11 protein-coding genes are annotated in these 15,154 nt (G+C 68.8%); 10 read left to right on the forward strand and 1 reads right to left on the reverse strand.

What is annotated here, in order from left to right; genetic code table 11:
• The first annotated feature begins 151 nt into the window (after positions 1 to 151).
• The 10 genes from HXX10_RS20285 to HXX10_RS20330 all read left to right on the forward strand — a co-directional run bounded on the left by HXX10_RS20285 (position 152) and on the right by HXX10_RS20330 (position 13,504).
• Positions 152 to 1,582 (forward strand): amidase, encoded by a 1,431-nt coding sequence (locus tag HXX10_RS20285; RefSeq protein ID WP_296524663.1) that lies wholly within the window; start codon positions 152 to 154, stop codon positions 1,580 to 1,582.
• The gene (locus HXX10_RS20290; RefSeq protein WP_296524664.1) at positions 1,583 to 2,788 is read left to right on the forward strand and encodes an amidase; all 1,206 of its coding nucleotides are present in this window, start codon (positions 1,583 to 1,585) and stop codon (positions 2,786 to 2,788) included. It begins immediately after the preceding gene.
• Positions 2,789 to 2,819: 31 nt separating this feature from the next.
• Positions 2,820 to 3,713 (forward strand): LysR family transcriptional regulator, encoded by an 894-nt coding sequence (locus HXX10_RS20295; RefSeq protein WP_296524665.1) that lies wholly within the window; start codon positions 2,820 to 2,822, stop codon positions 3,711 to 3,713.
• 278 nt (positions 3,714 to 3,991) lie between these two features.
• On the forward strand, positions 3,992 to 6,253 hold the full coding sequence (locus HXX10_RS20300) for a hydantoinase/oxoprolinase family protein (protein ID WP_296524666.1): 2,262 nt from the start codon (positions 3,992 to 3,994) through the stop codon (positions 6,251 to 6,253).
• Positions 6,253 to 8,139 (forward strand): hydantoinase B/oxoprolinase family protein, encoded by a 1,887-nt coding sequence (locus tag HXX10_RS20305; protein WP_296524667.1) that lies wholly within the window; start codon positions 6,253 to 6,255, stop codon positions 8,137 to 8,139. Before HXX10_RS20300 ends, HXX10_RS20305 begins: the two co-directional genes overlap by 1 nt.
• Before the next feature lie 18 nt (positions 8,140 to 8,157).
• On the forward strand, positions 8,158 to 9,252 hold the full coding sequence (locus HXX10_RS20310; RefSeq protein WP_296524668.1) for a ring-opening amidohydrolase: 1,095 nt from the start codon (positions 8,158 to 8,160) through the stop codon (positions 9,250 to 9,252).
• Between the two features lie 123 nt (positions 9,253 to 9,375).
• Positions 9,376 to 10,353, forward strand: coding sequence for an ABC transporter substrate-binding protein (locus HXX10_RS20315; RefSeq protein ID WP_296524670.1), 978 nt, complete (start codon positions 9,376 to 9,378; stop codon positions 10,351 to 10,353).
• Positions 10,354 to 10,396: 43 nt separating this feature from the next.
• Positions 10,397 to 11,203, forward strand: coding sequence for an ABC transporter ATP-binding protein (locus HXX10_RS20320; protein WP_296524735.1), 807 nt, complete (start codon positions 10,397 to 10,399; stop codon positions 11,201 to 11,203).
• Positions 11,200 to 11,961, forward strand: a complete 762-nt coding sequence (locus HXX10_RS20325) for an ABC transporter permease (protein WP_296524672.1) — start codon at positions 11,200 to 11,202, stop codon at positions 11,959 to 11,961. The genes HXX10_RS20320 and HXX10_RS20325 overlap by 4 nt, the downstream gene beginning before the upstream one ends.
• Positions 11,962 to 12,280: 319 nt before the next feature.
• The gene (locus tag HXX10_RS20330; RefSeq protein ID WP_296524673.1) at positions 12,281 to 13,504 is read left to right on the forward strand and encodes a Xaa-Pro peptidase family protein; all 1,224 of its coding nucleotides are present in this window, start codon (positions 12,281 to 12,283) and stop codon (positions 13,502 to 13,504) included.
• A gap of 189 nt (positions 13,505 to 13,693) precedes the next feature.
• Here the strand turns inward: HXX10_RS20330 and HXX10_RS20335 are convergent, their stop codons facing one another.
• Positions 13,694 to 15,043, reverse strand: a complete 1,350-nt coding sequence (locus HXX10_RS20335; RefSeq protein ID WP_296524674.1) for an esterase-like activity of phytase family protein — start codon at positions 15,041 to 15,043, stop codon at positions 13,694 to 13,696.
• Between the last annotated feature and the right edge of the window lie 111 nt (positions 15,044 to 15,154).

Genomic DNA, 15,154 nt, shown 5'->3' on the forward strand with positions numbered 1-15,154 from the left:
GGTCGGGGCGAGTTGTCCAAATGCTTCGCGTCGCCGGACGGTAGGCCGGGCCGCGCACCGCACGGGATCGCGTGCACGGTTTTTGCATGCAGCGAGGCTCGCTGCTAAGCAGGGTCGAGGAGGCCGCCCGGCCTCGCTGCCGAAGGTTGTCATGAACTCGTCTGTCACGTCTGCCGAGGATCTCGCCCGGCTCGATGCCGTCGCGCTCGCTGCGGCGATCCGCTCCCGCCAGGTCTCGCCCCGCGAGGTCGTCGAAGCCGTCATCGACCGCATCGAGCGGCGCGACGGCCCCGTCAACTCGATCTGCACCATCGCCCGTGAGCAGGCCCGCCAAGCCGCCTTGGCGGCCGAGGCCGCCGTCATGCAGGGGGCGCCGCTCGGGCCGCTGCACGGCGTCCCGGTCGGCATCAAGGACGTGACGCCGACGGCCGGCATCCGCACCACCTTCGGGTCGAAACTCTACGAGACCAACATCCCGGCGGCCGACGCCGAGGTGGTGCGGCGCCTCAAGGCCGCCGGCGCCATCGTGGTCGCCAAGACCAACACGCCGGAGTTCGCGGCCGGCGCCAACACGTTCAACGAGCTGTTCGGCGTCACCCGCAATCCCTGGGATACGCGGCTGTCGGCCGGCGGATCGACCGGCGGCGGCGCCGCCGCGCTCGCGGCCGGGCTGTTGCCGCTCGCCGAGGGCACCGATTTCGGCGGCTCGCTGCGCGTGCCCGCGTCGTTCTGTGGGGTGGTGGGCTTGCGCCCGACTCCAGGCTTGACGCCGATGCGGCCGGGCGTGCTGCCGTGGGACTCGCTGCGGGTATCCGGGCCGATGGCGCGCACCGCCGAGGACGTCGCCCTGATGATGGGAGCGATCGCCGGACCCAGCGCCGAATCTCCGATCTCGCTGCCGGTGTCGATGGACGGGCTGCTCGACCAGGTGCGCCGCTTCTCCGTCAAGGGCCTCAAGGTCGGCTATGTCGACGACGTCAGCGGCGTCGGCATCGAGGGCGGCATCGCCTCGCTGTGCCGCCGCGCCGCCCATGCCCTCGCCGACGCCGGCGCCATCGTCGAGGAGACGGTGCTCGACCTCACCGACGGCACCGAGGCCTTCCCGGTGCTGCGCGGCGCGGCCGTGCTGCTGACCCACCGCTCGCGGATGAATCAGATCGAGCAGATGGGCAAGAACCTCGCCGGCAACATCCGCTACGGCCAGTCGCTCACCCTCGCCCAGGTGGTCGAGGCGGAGGCCGCGCGGGCGCGCCTGTGGGAGCGCACCTGCGCGTTCTTCTCGCGCTTCGACGTGCTGCTCACGCCCTGCGTCCCGGTGCCGCCGTTCCCGGTCGAGCAGAACCACCCGACCCACATCGGCGGCCGGCCGATGAAGAGCTATATCGACTGGATCGCTCCGACCTATGTGCTGACGCTGGTCGGCGTGCCGACCGCCTCGGTGCCGGCCGGGCTCGACGGCAACGGCCTGCCGGTCGGCGTCCAGGTCGCCGCGCCGCGCCTCGCCGAGGCGACCGTGCTGGGCGTCGCCCGCACCCTGCAACAGCTCGTTCCCGTCCCGACGATCGCTCCAGGATTCCGCTGAATGACCGCCCCAAAGCGCCTCGCCGATCCGCACAACGCCTTCTGCCACGACGTCGACGTCCACATCGACGGCAAGCCCGGCGGCCCTCTGTCCGGCCTCGCCTTCGGGGCCAAGGATCTGTTCCACGTGAAGGGCCACCGCACCGGCGGCGGCAATTTCGACTGGCGCGACACGCATCCGCCCGCGGACGAGACCGCCTGGGCCATCGAGGCGCTGCTCGCCGCCGGCGCCACCCTGGTCGGCAAGACCATCACGGACGAGATTTCCCGCGGCATCTTCGGGGAGAGCGCGTTCTACGGCACGCCGACCAATGCGCGTGCGCCCGGCCGCATTCCGGGCGGCTCGTCGAGCGGCTCGGCCGCCGCGGTCGCCGGCGGCACCGTGCCGTTCGCGCTCGGCACCGACACGGCCGGCTCGGTGCGGGTGCCGTCGTCGTTCTGCGGCCTCTATGGCATCCGCACCACCCACGGCCGTGTGCCGTTCCAGGGCGTGCTGCCGCAGGCGCCGAGCTTTGACACGGTCGGCTGGATGGCCGACGACGCCGAGGTCTTCGCCAAGGTCAGCGCCGTGCTGCTGGAGAGCGAGATCGAGCCCGTGCGGCCGGGCCGCATCTTCCTCGCCGAGGACGCACTCGCCGTCGCCGAGCCGGCGGTCGCCGCCGCCGTCGAGGCGGCCGTTGCGCGGGCCTTCGCGCAGGGGACCGTCATCGAGCGCGTCCGCCTGTCGCCGACCGGCCTCGCCGACTGGTCGTCGCACCAGGCCGCTCTCCAGGGCCGCGAGGCCTGGACCACCTTCGGCGACTGGATCGACAGCACCAATCCGCGCTTCAGCTTCGAGGTCGCCGACAATTTTTTGCGCGGCACCCGGGCCGGTCCCGACGAGCTCGCCGCGGCCCGCGACGTGCGCGAGCAGGTGCGCGAGCGCGTCCACACGCTGCTCGCCGACGGCAGCGTCATCGCGGTGCCGACGACGCCGTTCGCCGCGCCGCTTGCCGGCCAGAAGCGCTCGACCATGTGGGGCCTGCGCACCGGCATCATCGCGCTGACCGCGATCTCCGGCATGGCCGGCACGCCGCAGGTGACGATGCCGTTCGCGTCCGTCGACGGGCTGCCGGTCGGCGTGTCGCTGATCGGTCCGCCCGGCGCCGACGAGTGGCTGATCGGCGCCGCCCTCGACGCCGCCCGCCGGGGCGTTGTTCGCGCCTGAGCATGGTTCGCGGTCGACGGAGGGGCCGGCCATGGAACTCCGCCAGATCCGCTACGCCCTCAGCGTCGCCAAGGAGCGCAGCTTTACGCGCGCCGCCGAGCGCCTGAACGTGTCGCAGTCGGCCGTCAGCGAGCAGGTGCGGATGCTCGAGGCGAGCATCGGCTTCTCGCTGTTCCGTCGCACGCCGCGCGGCATCGAGGTCACCGAGCCGGGCCGCACTTTCTTCTACGAGGCCGAGCGCGTCGTCGGCGACTTCACCAGCCTGTGGGACATCGCCCGTAGGCTCAAGCGCGCCCCCTCCGAGACGCTGACGCTCGCCATGGGCTCCGGCATGGCCCAGATCGTCATTCCAAAGCTCTTTCGCGAGGTGCCGGACACGCTGCGCACCGTGCGGCTGGAAATCCTCACGGCGCCGACCAAGACCATCTTCGCCCATCTCGCCGAGGAGAAGATCGACGCCGGGCTGGCGATCGAGTCGGACCCCGAGCACGTGCCGGCCGGCATCGTGTTCGAGCCGCTCGCCGAGGCCGAGCTGGCGCTGATCGCACATCCCTCGCATGTCCTGGCGCGCAGTCCGCAGGCCGTCGATATCGGCCGCCTGGTGCTGGAGCCGATCGTGATGAGCGAGCTGTCGGTCGGCTACGGTCGCGTCGTCCACGAGATGTTCGCCGAGCTCGGCATCCGCCCCAACATCCTGGCGGTCGCCGACAACATCGAGACCATCAAGGTGATCGTGCAGTCGGGGCGCGGTATCGCCATCGTGCCGCGTGCCTGCGTCGACAACGAGGTCGCGCTCGGCGTGCTGCGGGCGCTGCCGATCGTGCCGCAGCGCAACATCCGCATGCACCTCTACCGGCGCCGCCAGGCGATGTCGCGCCGCAAGGAGAGCCACCTCGCCGTGGTGCGGGCCGCCCTGGTGGCGTGATTGCCTCCGTCATTCCGGGGCGCCGCGGAGCGGCGAACCCGTAATCCAGCGACAAACACCGAATGTGACGCTGGATTCCGGGTCCGGCGCGTTGCGCCGTCCCGGAATGACCGGTGGAAGCGGTTGCGCTGCAACCGCAACTCTGCATCTCCGAGCCATCGGATTTTCCGATAATGGGTTCGCCAATCCCGTTTGGACATGGGCTTTGCGCCTCCGCATAGTTTCGCTGTCGGACTTCGCGCCCGCTTTCGGGTGCGCGAGACAGGAGACGGCACAGGATGGCGCAAGGCGCGACGCACCCTCGGCTGCGGATCGGCATCGACACCGGCGGCACCTTCACGGACATCGTCGCGGTCGATGCGGCCTCGGGCGCCATGCGGGTCACCAAGGTCGCCTCGACGCCGCACAATCCGGCCATCGGCCTGGTGCGCGGCGTCACGGCGATCCTGAAGGACGCCGGCGGCACGGTCGCCGATGTGGCGGGACTCGCGCACGGCACCACGGTCGCCACCAATGCGCTGCTGCAGGGCGCGATCGACTCGCTCGGCCTGATCGTCACCGAGGGTTTTCGCCACGTGCTGGAGATCGCCCGGCAGTCGGTGCCGGACGGCTACGGCAACTCGTATTTCTGGGTGAAGCCGGACCGCCTGGTGCCGCTGCATCGGGTGCACGAGATCGGCGGCCGGCTGAACGTGCGCGGCGAGGAGCTGCGGCCGCTCGACCAGGAGAGCGTGCGGGCCGCCGCGCGCGCCTTCAAGCAGCAGGGCGTGCGTGCGATCGGCATCTGCCTGATCCACGCCTATGCCAATCCCGACCACGAGCGCCGCGCCGCCGCGATCGTGGCGGAGGAATATCCCGAGGCCGTGTTGTCGCTGTCCTGCGAGGTGCTGCCCGAGTATCGCGAATACGAACGCACCGTCACGACCCTGGTCGATGCGTTCGTCAAGCCGCATGTCGGCCGCTATCTGCGCCGCATCGCCGACGAGCTGGGCTCGGAGTTGCGGGAAAAGCCGTTCCTGGTGATGCAGTCCAGCGGTGGCGTCGCCAGCGCCGAGCAGGTGATGAAGAAGCCGATCACCACGGCGCTCTCGGGACCTGCGGCCGGCGCGCTCGGCAGCGCCGTCATCGCCGAGATCGCCGGCTTCCCGGATCTGGTGACGCTCGACGCCGGCGGCACCTCGACGGATCTGTGCCTGATCGAAGGCGGCCGGCCGACCGTCACCAATGGCGGCTCCGTCGGCCCGTTCCCGGTGCGGGTGCCGATGATCGACATCAAGACCATCGGCACGGGCGGCGGCTCGATCGCCTGGATTTCGCGCGAAGGGCACCTGAAGGTCGGGCCGAAGAGTGCCGGCGCCGATCCGGGGCCCATGTGCTACCCCAACGGTGGCGACGAGCCGACCATCACGGACGCCAATCTGGTGCTCGGCCGCATTCCGCCGGCGCTGATCGGCGGCGGCATCGCGCTCGACCGCGAGCGGGCGCGCGCCGGGCTCGCGGCGCTCGCTGCGAAATTGCCCGGCGAGATGAGCCCGGAACGACTGGCCGAGGGCATCATAGAAATCGCCAACTGGAACCAGGCCAACGCCATCCGCCAGATGACGGTGCAGCGCGGCATCGATCCGCGCGACTTTGCCCTTCTGTCGTTCGGCGGCTCCGGGCCGGCGCAGTCGCCCGCCGTGATGGCACTGGTCGGCATGAAGGCCTGCATCGTGCCGCCCAATCCCGGCAACCTCTCGGCCTTCGGGCTCCTGGCGGTCGATTGGCGCACCGACCACATCGTCACCAAGGTGATGCACGAGAGCGCCATCGACCTTGCGGCGGTCGCCGCCATCTATCGCGGCCTCGAGGCCGATGCCAGCAGCACGCTGGAGCGCGACGGCATCGCACCCGAGCGGGTGCGTCTGGTGCGCGAGGCGGATCTCCGCTACGCGGGCCAGTCCATGGAGGTGCGGGTCGTGGCGCCCGCCGGGCTGGTCGACGAGGCATTCCTGTCCGGCCTGATCGAGGCGTTCCACGCGGCTCACCTGAGAACGTTCGGCTACGACTATGCAGGCCGCCAGAAGGTCGAGCTGGTCAACTTCACGGTCTCCGGCTTCGGCGTGATCGAGCGGCCGGCGATGCCGCGGCTCGCACCGCGTAGCGGCGCCCCGGTGATGCCGGCGCGGCGCCCGGTCTGGTTCGGCGGCGCCTTCGTCGACACGCCGGTGCTGCAGCGCGCGACGCTGTCGGCCGGCGAGACCATCTTCGGCCCGCTGGTGGTGGAAGAGTTCGGCTCCACCACGGTGGTGTTTCCGGGGCAGACTCTCGAGGTCGACCCGCACGGGATTCTGATCATTCACAACACGGATGCTGCTCCTTCGGCACGGCGCGCGCCTTCGTCGCTCCCTCCCCCCTTGTGGGGGAGGGACGGGGAGGGGGGTGAGCCGCAGGCACGGAGCGACGTCGCTACCCCCCTCCCTGACCCTCCCCCACAAGGGGGGAGGGAACAGTCTGCGGTGCGTGGAGAACGGACCGGATATCAGGATCTGGGGCTGTGATGGACATGGCTGTGACATCCGGCATCGTCGACGCTCCGGCGTCTATGAAGCCCGTCGACCCGATCATTCTGCAGATCGTCGAGGGCACGCTCAACTCGATCGAGGCCGAGATCGAGTATGCGATCGAGCGCACGGCGCGCTCGCCGATGATCCGCGAGGCGCACGACTACCGGGTCGGCCTGTTCGACCGCCGCTGCCGCAAGCTCACCGGGCGTTCCTACTCGGCGATGCCGAACGCCGTGGTGCGCGATTTCCCCATCGAAACGATGCGGCCCGGCGACGTCTATCTGATGAACGACACCTATCTGACCGAGGGCTCGATCGGCCATCTGCCGGATCTGTGCTCGACCGTTCCGGTGTTCCACGACGGCGAGGTGGTCGCTTTCATCCAGGCCTTCGGCCATCACGACGACATCGGTGGCCGGGTGCCCGGCTCGATGCCCGGCACGGCGACCTCGGTGTTCGAGGAAGGCCTCGCGGTTCCGCCGATCAAATTCTACTCGGACGGCGTGCGTAACGAAGCGGCCTTCACCATCATCAAGCGCAACACCCGCGTGCCCGAGATGCTGGCGGCCGATCTCGACTCGGAGATGCAGGCCTGTCTGATGGGCGCGCGCCGTATGGCCGAGCTGTTCGCGCGCTTCGGCAAGGCGACCGTCGAGGCGTGCTTCCAGGCCATCCTGGAAAAATGCCGCGACGTCTTCGCCGGCGAGCTTTTGGCCAAGATCGCCGACGGCGAATATTCCTGGGAAGACTATGTCGAGCACGACGGCCTGACCGACCCGAAGCTGCACAAGCTCGCGCTGAAGATGACCAAGCGCGGCCGAAAGATCACGCTCGACTTCACCGGCACGGATCCGCAGTCCACCGGGCCGATCAACTGGCCGGCCGACTATGCCGGCGGCGCCTTCCTGATCAAGTGGATCGCCCCGATCCTGCGCAATCTCGCCGACACGCCGGAGCGCGCGGCCGAGATCGACGTCAACGAGGGTGTCTGCGAGGTGTTCGACGTGGTGTTCCCGCCGAAGGGAACGCTGATCACGCCGGAATGGCCGGCGCCCACCAATGCGCGCAGCTTCGTGCTGCTGCGCTGCCTGTGCCTGCTCGCCGGCGTGGTGGCGCAGGCCGTCGACGGCCGCATCCCGGCCGACCAGGAGACCATCCGCTACACCGGCTTCTTCGGCATCGACCGCGACGGCAAGCCGTTCCTGTCGCGCGAGGTTCTGGGCGGGGGCTCAGGCGGGCGTTTCTACGCCGACGGCAACGACGCCATCCACATCGTGCCGGACTCGCGCAACCAGCCGGCCGAGTTCACCGAGACGCGGTTTCCGCTCCTGGTCGAGAAGCTGGCGCTGCGCACCGACTCAGGCGGCGCGGGCTATCGCCGCGGCGGGCTCGGCTACGAGAAGCATTACCGCGCGCTGGTCGATTGCCGCACCATCGTGACGGCCGACCGTGTCCGCCTCGGCTGCTACGGCGTCAAGGGCGGCAAGGCCGGCCAGCCGTTCTGCGTCACGGTCGACCTCGAAGGAGAAGCGCGAAAACTCGGCGGGCTGGTCGACGGCGAGCCGGTCAAGGCCGGGCAGGTGGTCCGGGTCGTCACCACGGGGGGCGGCGGCTGGGGTGATCCCTTGACGCGAGAGCCGGAGCTGGTCGCGGGCGACGTCACCGAAGGCAAGGTCTCGGCGGGCGCGGCGCGCGACGACTACGGCGTGGTGCTGATCACGTCGGCGGAGGGCGAGGCGGCGGTGGATGCCGCGGCGACTTCCGCACTGCGGGATGAAATCAGGTTGCGGCGATCCTCGCCGCTGCCGATGATCGATCGTGGCCCGGGCTTCGAGGCGATGCTGCGGGGCGACTGCGAGCCGTGGACACGCACGGGCTGAAAAAGGGGAGTGCCACGCATGGCCATCGACGTCGCCAAGATCGAAATCAAGAGCGTGCAGGATGCCTCCGGGCTCGACGCCTGCATCGACAGCGGGCGGTTCTCGGCCGACCAGGTGGTCGCCGTGATCGGCAAGACCGAGGGCAATGGCGGCGTCAACGATTTTACGCGCCTTCTGTCCGACCAAGCGTTCCGCCGCGTGCTGATCAGGAAGGGCACGCGCGGCGAGGCGGCGGTGGCCGGCATCCCGATGGTGTGGTCGGGCGGCTGCGACGGCGTCATCACGCCGCACGCGACCGTCTTCGCCCGCACGCCGGAGACCGGCCCGGCCTCCGAGGCGCGGCTCGTCATCGGCACGGCGCTGAGCGAGGAGCTTTTGCCGGAGGACATCGGCCGCCCTGCCATGGTCCAGAAGGTTGCGGCCGCCGTGAAGGCGGCGATGCGCGATGCCGGCATCGACGACCCCAAGGACGTGCATTACGTCCAGACCAAGACGCCGCTCCTCACCATCGACTCGGTGCGCGATGCGGAGCATCGCGGCCAGACCGTCGCCTGCGAGGTGCACGATTCGATGGGCGTCTCCAACGGCACCACGGCGCTCGGCATCGCTGTCGCGCTCGGCGAGGTCGAGATGCCGGAGGCGGAGGAGATCTGCCGCAATCTCGATCTCTACTCGTCGGTCGCCTCCTGCTCGTCGGGTGTCGAGCTGACGCGGGCCCAGATCGTCCTGCTCGGCAACAAGGCCGGTGCCGGCGGGCGCTATCGCATCGGCCATGCGGTGATGAAGGACGCGCTCGACATCGACGGCATCTACGACGCCATCCGCTATGCCGGGCTCGCGCTGCCGGAGCGAGCGCGCGCCGCCGATCTCGACGGCCGGCTGGTCAACGTCTTCATCAAATGCGAGGCCGACAAGCGAGCGCTGCTGCGCGGCCGCCGCCAGATCATGCTCGACGACTCCGACGTGCATCACCACCGTCATTCCAAAGGCGCGGTGGGCGGTGTCGCGGCAGCGGCGATCGGCGATCCCTGCGTTTTCGTCTCGGTCGATGCGATGCATCAGGGGCCGCATGGCGGCGGCCCGGTGATCGCCATCGTCGACGCCGGGGCATAGGCCGAACGGCCCGTGCCGTGGGGGCGCGAAACGCGGCTCACGGCACGGGACTTGCAAGGTTTTCGATGGTTCTCACGGCGCGCGGCCGTGTCGTCCGGAACCGGTCAGAACGGAGGAGAGAGCATGCGGTCGGTGGTGTCGATGATGCGCGGTGTTCTGGCCGCAGCGGGCTTTTTGGCCGCGACGATGTCGCCGGCGGGCGCACAGGACAAGGTGACGGTCGGCGTGTTCCCGGTCGCCTCGTCGCTGCCCTATTTCGTCGCGGTCGAGAAGGGATATTTCAAGGAGCAGAACATCGCTCCCGAGATGGTGCGCCTGATCGGCGGCCCGCCCAATGTCGCGGCGCTGATCGGCAACCAGATCGATGCAGCCGCCGTGCTGGTGACGATCGAGGGCATGAACGCCGACATCAAGAAGCCCGGCGTCGCCATGTACATCTCGCTCAACAGCCAGAACAAGACCTATCAGATGGAGCAGTTCGTGGTCCGCAAGGGACTCACCGCCTCGACGCTCGCCGATCTGAAAGGCAAGAAGATCATGTCGGCGCCGGGGCCGGCCAACGTGACGATGGCCAAGGCGGCGCTCGCCGCCGTCGGGCTGAAGGAGGGCGACTACACGCTCGACCAGCTCGACATGGCCCAGCACGTCAACGCCATCACGGCCGGCACCTTCGACGCCGCCTTCACGCTGGAGCCGCAGGCCTCCACCATGCGCAAGCTCGGCGTCGCCTCGACGCTCGAGGCCGGCCTGATTGCCAAGTACGTGCTCGGCGATCCGGAGGCCAACGCCTTCGTGGCCGGTTGCGTCGTCTCCAGCGACTTCGTCAAGAACCGGCCGGACGTCGCCAAGCGGTTCACGGCCGCCTGGGCGCAGGCCGTCGCCTTCATCAACGCCAAGCCGGACGAGGCGCGGAAGTTCCTCGCCAAGAACACCCTGACGCCCGACGACGTGGTCGACACCGTGCCGCTGGTCAAGTTCGTGATGACCAAGGATCTCACCGCCAAGGACAAGGCCGACTTCCAGCGCTTCATCGACTTCTCGGTGTCGACCGGGACGCTGAGCGAGAAGGTCGACGTCACCAAGTATCTGCAGAGCTTCTGATCCACCACTCCTTCCGATCCACCGGCCGGACCGCGGGTTGACCATGTTCCAATCGCCGTCGATGTCGCACGATCCACCGGTTCATCACCGGACCGTGCCGCACGTGACGGTGCGAGGCCTGTCCAAGCGGTTCGGCGGTGCGGTGATCTACCAGGACTTCGACCTCGACATCCCGCGCGGCGAGCTGATCTCGGTGTTCGGCCCCAACGGCTGCGGCAAGAGCACGCTGATTAACATGATCGCCGGGCTGATCCCGATGGATGCGGGGCGCGTGCTGTTCGACGGGCAGACCATCGACGAGATCACGTTCGGCTATGTGTTCCAGAACTATCGCGAGGCGATGTTCCCCTGGATGCGGGCGTTCGATAACATCGAATATCCGCTCAAGCTCCGCCGCGTTCCCAGGGCCGAGCGGCGGGCCCGGGTGGAGCGGCTGGTCGAGCATCTCGGCGTCAAGATCGATCTCAATCGCTATCCCTACCAGCTCTCCGGTGGTCAGCAGCAGCTCATCTCGATCATGCGGGCGCTGGTGGTCGAGCCGGAGATCCTGTTTCTCGACGAGCCGTTCTCGGCGCTCGACTACGAGATGACGCTGTTCATGCGCGAGCAGCTCCAGCGCATCTTCGCCGAGACCAGGACCACCACGGTGCTGGTCTCGCATGATCTCGAAGAGGCGGTTTATCTCGCCGACCGCATCCTGCTCCTGTCGCGCGGGCCGGCCCGGGTCGCCGACTTCCCGGTCTATGCGGCGCCGCGGCCCCGGACCGACGAGACCCTGTCGGAGGCGAGCTTCGTGCGCATGAAGGCGCACTGCCTCGAGATCTTCCAGCGCGAGGTGCGACGCACATGAAGATGCCCAGCTTCGAGCCGCTGCGGCCGATCATCGGGGTGATCGCGCTTGTCCTCCTGTGGTACTGGGTGGTGTGGATGCGGCTGGTCGACCCGGTGCTGCTGCCGCCGCCGGTGGACACCTTCAAGGCCATGTGGACCGGCATGACGGGCGGCAAGCTCGGTCTCGATTTCGTGCGCACCGTGGAGCGCACCGTCTACGCGACCGCGATCGCCGCCGTGATCGCCATCCCGCTCGGCATCGTGCTCGGCTCGGCCGAGAAGATGTACCGCTCGCTCGAGTTCGTCATCGACTTCTTCCGCTCGACCCCGGCCTCGGCGCTGTTCCCGCTGTTTCTGGTGCTGTTCGGGGTCGGCAACAAGACCAAGATCTCGGTCGCGGCCTTCGGGGCCGCGCTGGTGATTCTGTTCAACGTCGCCTACGGCGTCATGAACGCGCGAAAGACGCGCCTGCTCGCCGCCAAGGTGATGGGGGCGTCGAGGCTGCGCATCCTGTTCGACGTGATGCTGCGCGAATCCCTGCCGCAGACCTTTGTGGGCCTGCGCAACGGGGTGTCGCTCGCCCTCGTCATCGTCGTCGTCGCCGAGATGTTCATCGGCTCGACCGACGGCCTCGGTAACCGGGTGTTCGAGGCGCAACAGATGTTCGAGATGCCGGACATGTATGCGGCGATCTTCGCGGCCGGGGCGCTCGGCTACGGGCTCAACCTGTTGTTCCTGACGATGGAACGCCGCTTCGTCCACTGGTCCGGGAAGTAGCCCAACCTCCGAGCCGTCATGCCCGCGCCGGTCGCGGGCGATCAAGGCCGCCGACCATTCCGCTCGTCCCCGCGAAGGCGGGGACCCAGAAGGAAGAAAAGCCGAGATTCCCGCTTGCGCGGGAATGAGCGGAGGATGTGGGTCCTCCTGGACCGCTCCCCGTTTCCGGCGCGCCAGCGTTGCAAGCCTGCGTGTTCCCGCATCGTGCTCCTGGTGTAGTCTCCTGCGCTCACCGGTTTCGCGGACCTGGGACGTCCTCCGTCCCGAGCGGCTCTTCCCGCCCGCGACCGCCAGAACAATGCACGAGGAGACAGTCCGCATGGATCGGTATGCGCGCGGCCCCTTCAATGTCGGTTACGAGCAGCGGCTCGACGTCGCCGCGCTCCGCAGCAAGCGGGTCGCCAAGGCGCAGGAGCAGCGCCGCAAGGCCGGGCTCGACGCGCTCCTGGTGTGGAAGGACGAGAACTGCCGCTACCTGACGGATCTGCGGCCGCAACTCATCACCGGCAAGACGACGGCGCTCAACGGGGCGTTGCTGGTGGAGGGGAGGGCGCCCATCCTGTTCTGCTCGGGCGGCGAGCGCAACCGGGTCGACCTCACCATGCCGTGGATCGAGGAGGCACACACCATCCCGATCATCGAGGAGGTCGCCCTCGTCGACGGCATGGTCAAGGACATCCTCGGGCCGGTGCTGCAGGCGTACAGGCTGACCGACGCCAAGCTCGGCCTCGACGAATCGAACACCGTGTTCGTCAAGGCGTTGGCCCGTCACTTCCCGAAGCTGCAGATCGAGGACGGCGACACGCCGATGCTCGCCGCCCGCCGGCACAAGCTGCCCGAGGAGATCGTGCTGCTGGAGGAGGCGACCGCGATCGCCGACGCCGTCACGGCCTCGGCCACCGCGGCGATCGCCGAGGGCGTGCGCGAATGCGACGTCGCCGGCGAGGCGATGCGCACGCTGTTCCGGCTCGGCGGCGAGTACTCGCACGTGATGACGCCGTTCGTCGCCTCCGGCGAGCACATGGCGCCGCCCAACCGCATCTGCAGCGACAAGCTGATCCGCCACGGCGACATCGTCTTCATCGACATCGGCGCGGCCTTCGGCGGCTATTTCGGCGACATGGCGCGCGCCGTGATCTGCGGCAAGCCGTCCGACCAGCAGCGCAAGATCTTCACCGCGGTCTACGAGGGCCTGATCGACGGCATCGCCGAGATGCGGCCCGGTCGCACCAACAAGGATTGTGCCGACGCGATCGTGCGCGCCGCCGGAAAGTACGGCCTCGACGGCCGTTTCCTGTCGCTGTTCATCGCCCACGGGGTCGGCATCGGCGCCAACGAGCCGCCTTATATCGGCGAGACGCTGCCAGGCGCGCCGACCTACGAGTTCGAGCCCGGCATGGTGTTCGCGGTCGAGCCGCTGATCTGGGTGCCGGGCGTGCGCGGCGGCGGCGGCGTGCGGCTCGAGGACATGGTGCTGGTCACCGAGGGCGCCCCGCATGTCATGTCGCGCGCGCCCTACGACGAGAAGCTGCTGCTGGGGTAGGGTTCGCGGGGTGGTTTTCGTTCGATGCGGTTCCGCCTGCCGCAGCCGGCTCTCTCCCCCCTTGTGGGGGAGAGGTGGAGAGGGGGGTGAGCCACTCGACGAATCGCCGGCGGTGTACCCCCCTCCCTGTCCCTCCCCCGCAAGGGGGGAGGGAACGCCGGCGCCGCGACGCCTTGGTCGTGGCCAGCCTCACTTCGCCTTCAGCAACTCCTCGACCTTCAGCAGCACGAATTCGTTGTCGTCCGCCTTGTTGGGCTCGCGGCTGGACGAGAACGGCAGGTTGTTGTCGTTGCCGACGACGATATGGGTCTCGTCGACCCGGTCGACGTTCTCGATGGTGAAGAACGGGAACGTCAGCACGCCGGCGGTGAGCGGCTTCTTCGCCTTCTTGTCCGGGTCCTGGATCTTCATGAGATCGATGTAGCCGATCTTGCGCACCGGCTTGCCCACCGTCGCGTCGGAGAGCTCGATCTTGTAGACGCGCTTGAATTTCGCCGGCTGGGCGAAGCAATTATCGGTCGGCTGGCCGGCCGCGCAGGCCTTGTCGGCCGTGCCCTCGAGGTCGTCGCGCTCGATGATCAGGCCCGACGTCGCGTCGACCATGTTGAAGTCGCCGATGGCGTTGCCGTTCTGCTCGAACGGGTAGTACCAGAAGCGCCCGGTGAACTTTTCCGCCGCGACGTCGAACTCGAGGATGCGCGAGGCCGCCTTGCCGTCGAGGTTCTCGAATTCCTTCTTGTCGGCATCCCACAGGGCGCCCTCCAGGAGGCCGTACAGGAACTTGCCGTCCTTGGAGGCGGCGAAGCCCTCGTAGCCTTTTGAGCGGCGGGCGTTGAAGGCGGCGGTCTGGCCGGGCACGCCCGGCGAGGCGACGGCGAAGTGGTCGGGCGAGCGCACCGGCTTGCCGTCGGCGACGGTCTCGAACACGCCCAAGACCTTGCCGGTGCGATCGGCCTTGATGAGGTAGGGGCCGAACTCGTCGCCGATCCAGATCACGTCGCCGATCGGCTGGAAGCCTTCGGGGTCGAAGTCCGCGCCGGTGAGATAGCGCTTCTCGGTGCCCTCGTGGACGATGCGGAACGGCACCTTCTTGTCGGGATCGTGCAGGAAGATCGTCTCCAGCCGCTCGAACGTGCCGGCCGCCCAGTCGACCTTGTAGCGGTTGAGGAACAGCATGGCGTCCGGCGAGTTCGCCTTGGCACCGAAGCCGTTGTCGGTCAGCACCAGATAGGTGCCGTCGGGCATCACCTTGACGCCGGACTGGCCCTGGATCGGCTGGCCCTTGAAGGGCAGCGCGATGCCGGTCGGCCGCCCGTTGGACTTGCCCATCACACTCCCGATCGCGTCGACGCGGGTGCCCGTGGTGAACTTGCCGGAGACCTTGAGGTCCGCCGGTGCGTCGGCCGGAGCGTCGACGAAGGTCGCGGCCGGGAACACGGCATGGCCGGCCAGCACGGCCGGGTATTCCTGCTGGGCGAAGGCGGGGGTCGAAAGCGCGAGCGCCAGCGCGGCGCCGGCGAGCGAGAGGTGGCGGGTCATGGGGTCTCCTTGAAAAGGATGCCCCGCGCTTTTCGGACCCGCTCGCTACGCTGTCTTGACGGTGGGATGACGGTTCGGTGACGGCGGTGCCGCTGGATCGGGAGAGCCGCC

Source organism: Rhodoplanes sp. (genome assembly GCF_013377085.1).
Classification (GTDB): Bacteria; Pseudomonadota; Alphaproteobacteria; order Rhizobiales; family Xanthobacteraceae; genus Rhodoplanes.

What these genes read in the sequence shown, in the direction of transcription:
- HXX10_RS20335 (WP_296524674.1), bottom strand. Translation starts at nt 15,043, where the DNA reads ATGACCCGCCACCTCTCGCTCGCCGGCGCCGCGCTGGCGCTCGCGCTT.
- HXX10_RS20290 (WP_296524664.1), top strand. Translation starts at nt 1,583, where the DNA reads ATGACCGCCCCAAAGCGCCTCGCCGATCCGCACAACGCCTTCTGCCAC.
- HXX10_RS20315 (WP_296524670.1), top strand. Translation starts at nt 9,376, where the DNA reads ATGCGGTCGGTGGTGTCGATGATGCGCGGTGTTCTGGCCGCAGCGGGC.
- HXX10_RS20325 (WP_296524672.1), top strand. Translation starts at nt 11,200, where the DNA reads ATGAAGATGCCCAGCTTCGAGCCGCTGCGGCCGATCATCGGGGTGATC.
- HXX10_RS20295 (WP_296524665.1), top strand. Translation starts at nt 2,820, where the DNA reads ATGGAACTCCGCCAGATCCGCTACGCCCTCAGCGTCGCCAAGGAGCGC.
- HXX10_RS20320 (WP_296524735.1), top strand. Translation starts at nt 10,397, where the DNA reads ATGTTCCAATCGCCGTCGATGTCGCACGATCCACCGGTTCATCACCGG.
- HXX10_RS20285 (WP_296524663.1), top strand. Translation starts at nt 152, where the DNA reads ATGAACTCGTCTGTCACGTCTGCCGAGGATCTCGCCCGGCTCGATGCC.
- HXX10_RS20330 (WP_296524673.1), top strand. Translation starts at nt 12,281, where the DNA reads ATGGATCGGTATGCGCGCGGCCCCTTCAATGTCGGTTACGAGCAGCGG.
- HXX10_RS20305 (WP_296524667.1), top strand. Translation starts at nt 6,253, where the DNA reads ATGGACATGGCTGTGACATCCGGCATCGTCGACGCTCCGGCGTCTATG.
- HXX10_RS20310 (WP_296524668.1), top strand. Translation starts at nt 8,158, where the DNA reads ATGGCCATCGACGTCGCCAAGATCGAAATCAAGAGCGTGCAGGATGCC.
- HXX10_RS20300 (WP_296524666.1), top strand. Translation starts at nt 3,992, where the DNA reads ATGGCGCAAGGCGCGACGCACCCTCGGCTGCGGATCGGCATCGACACC.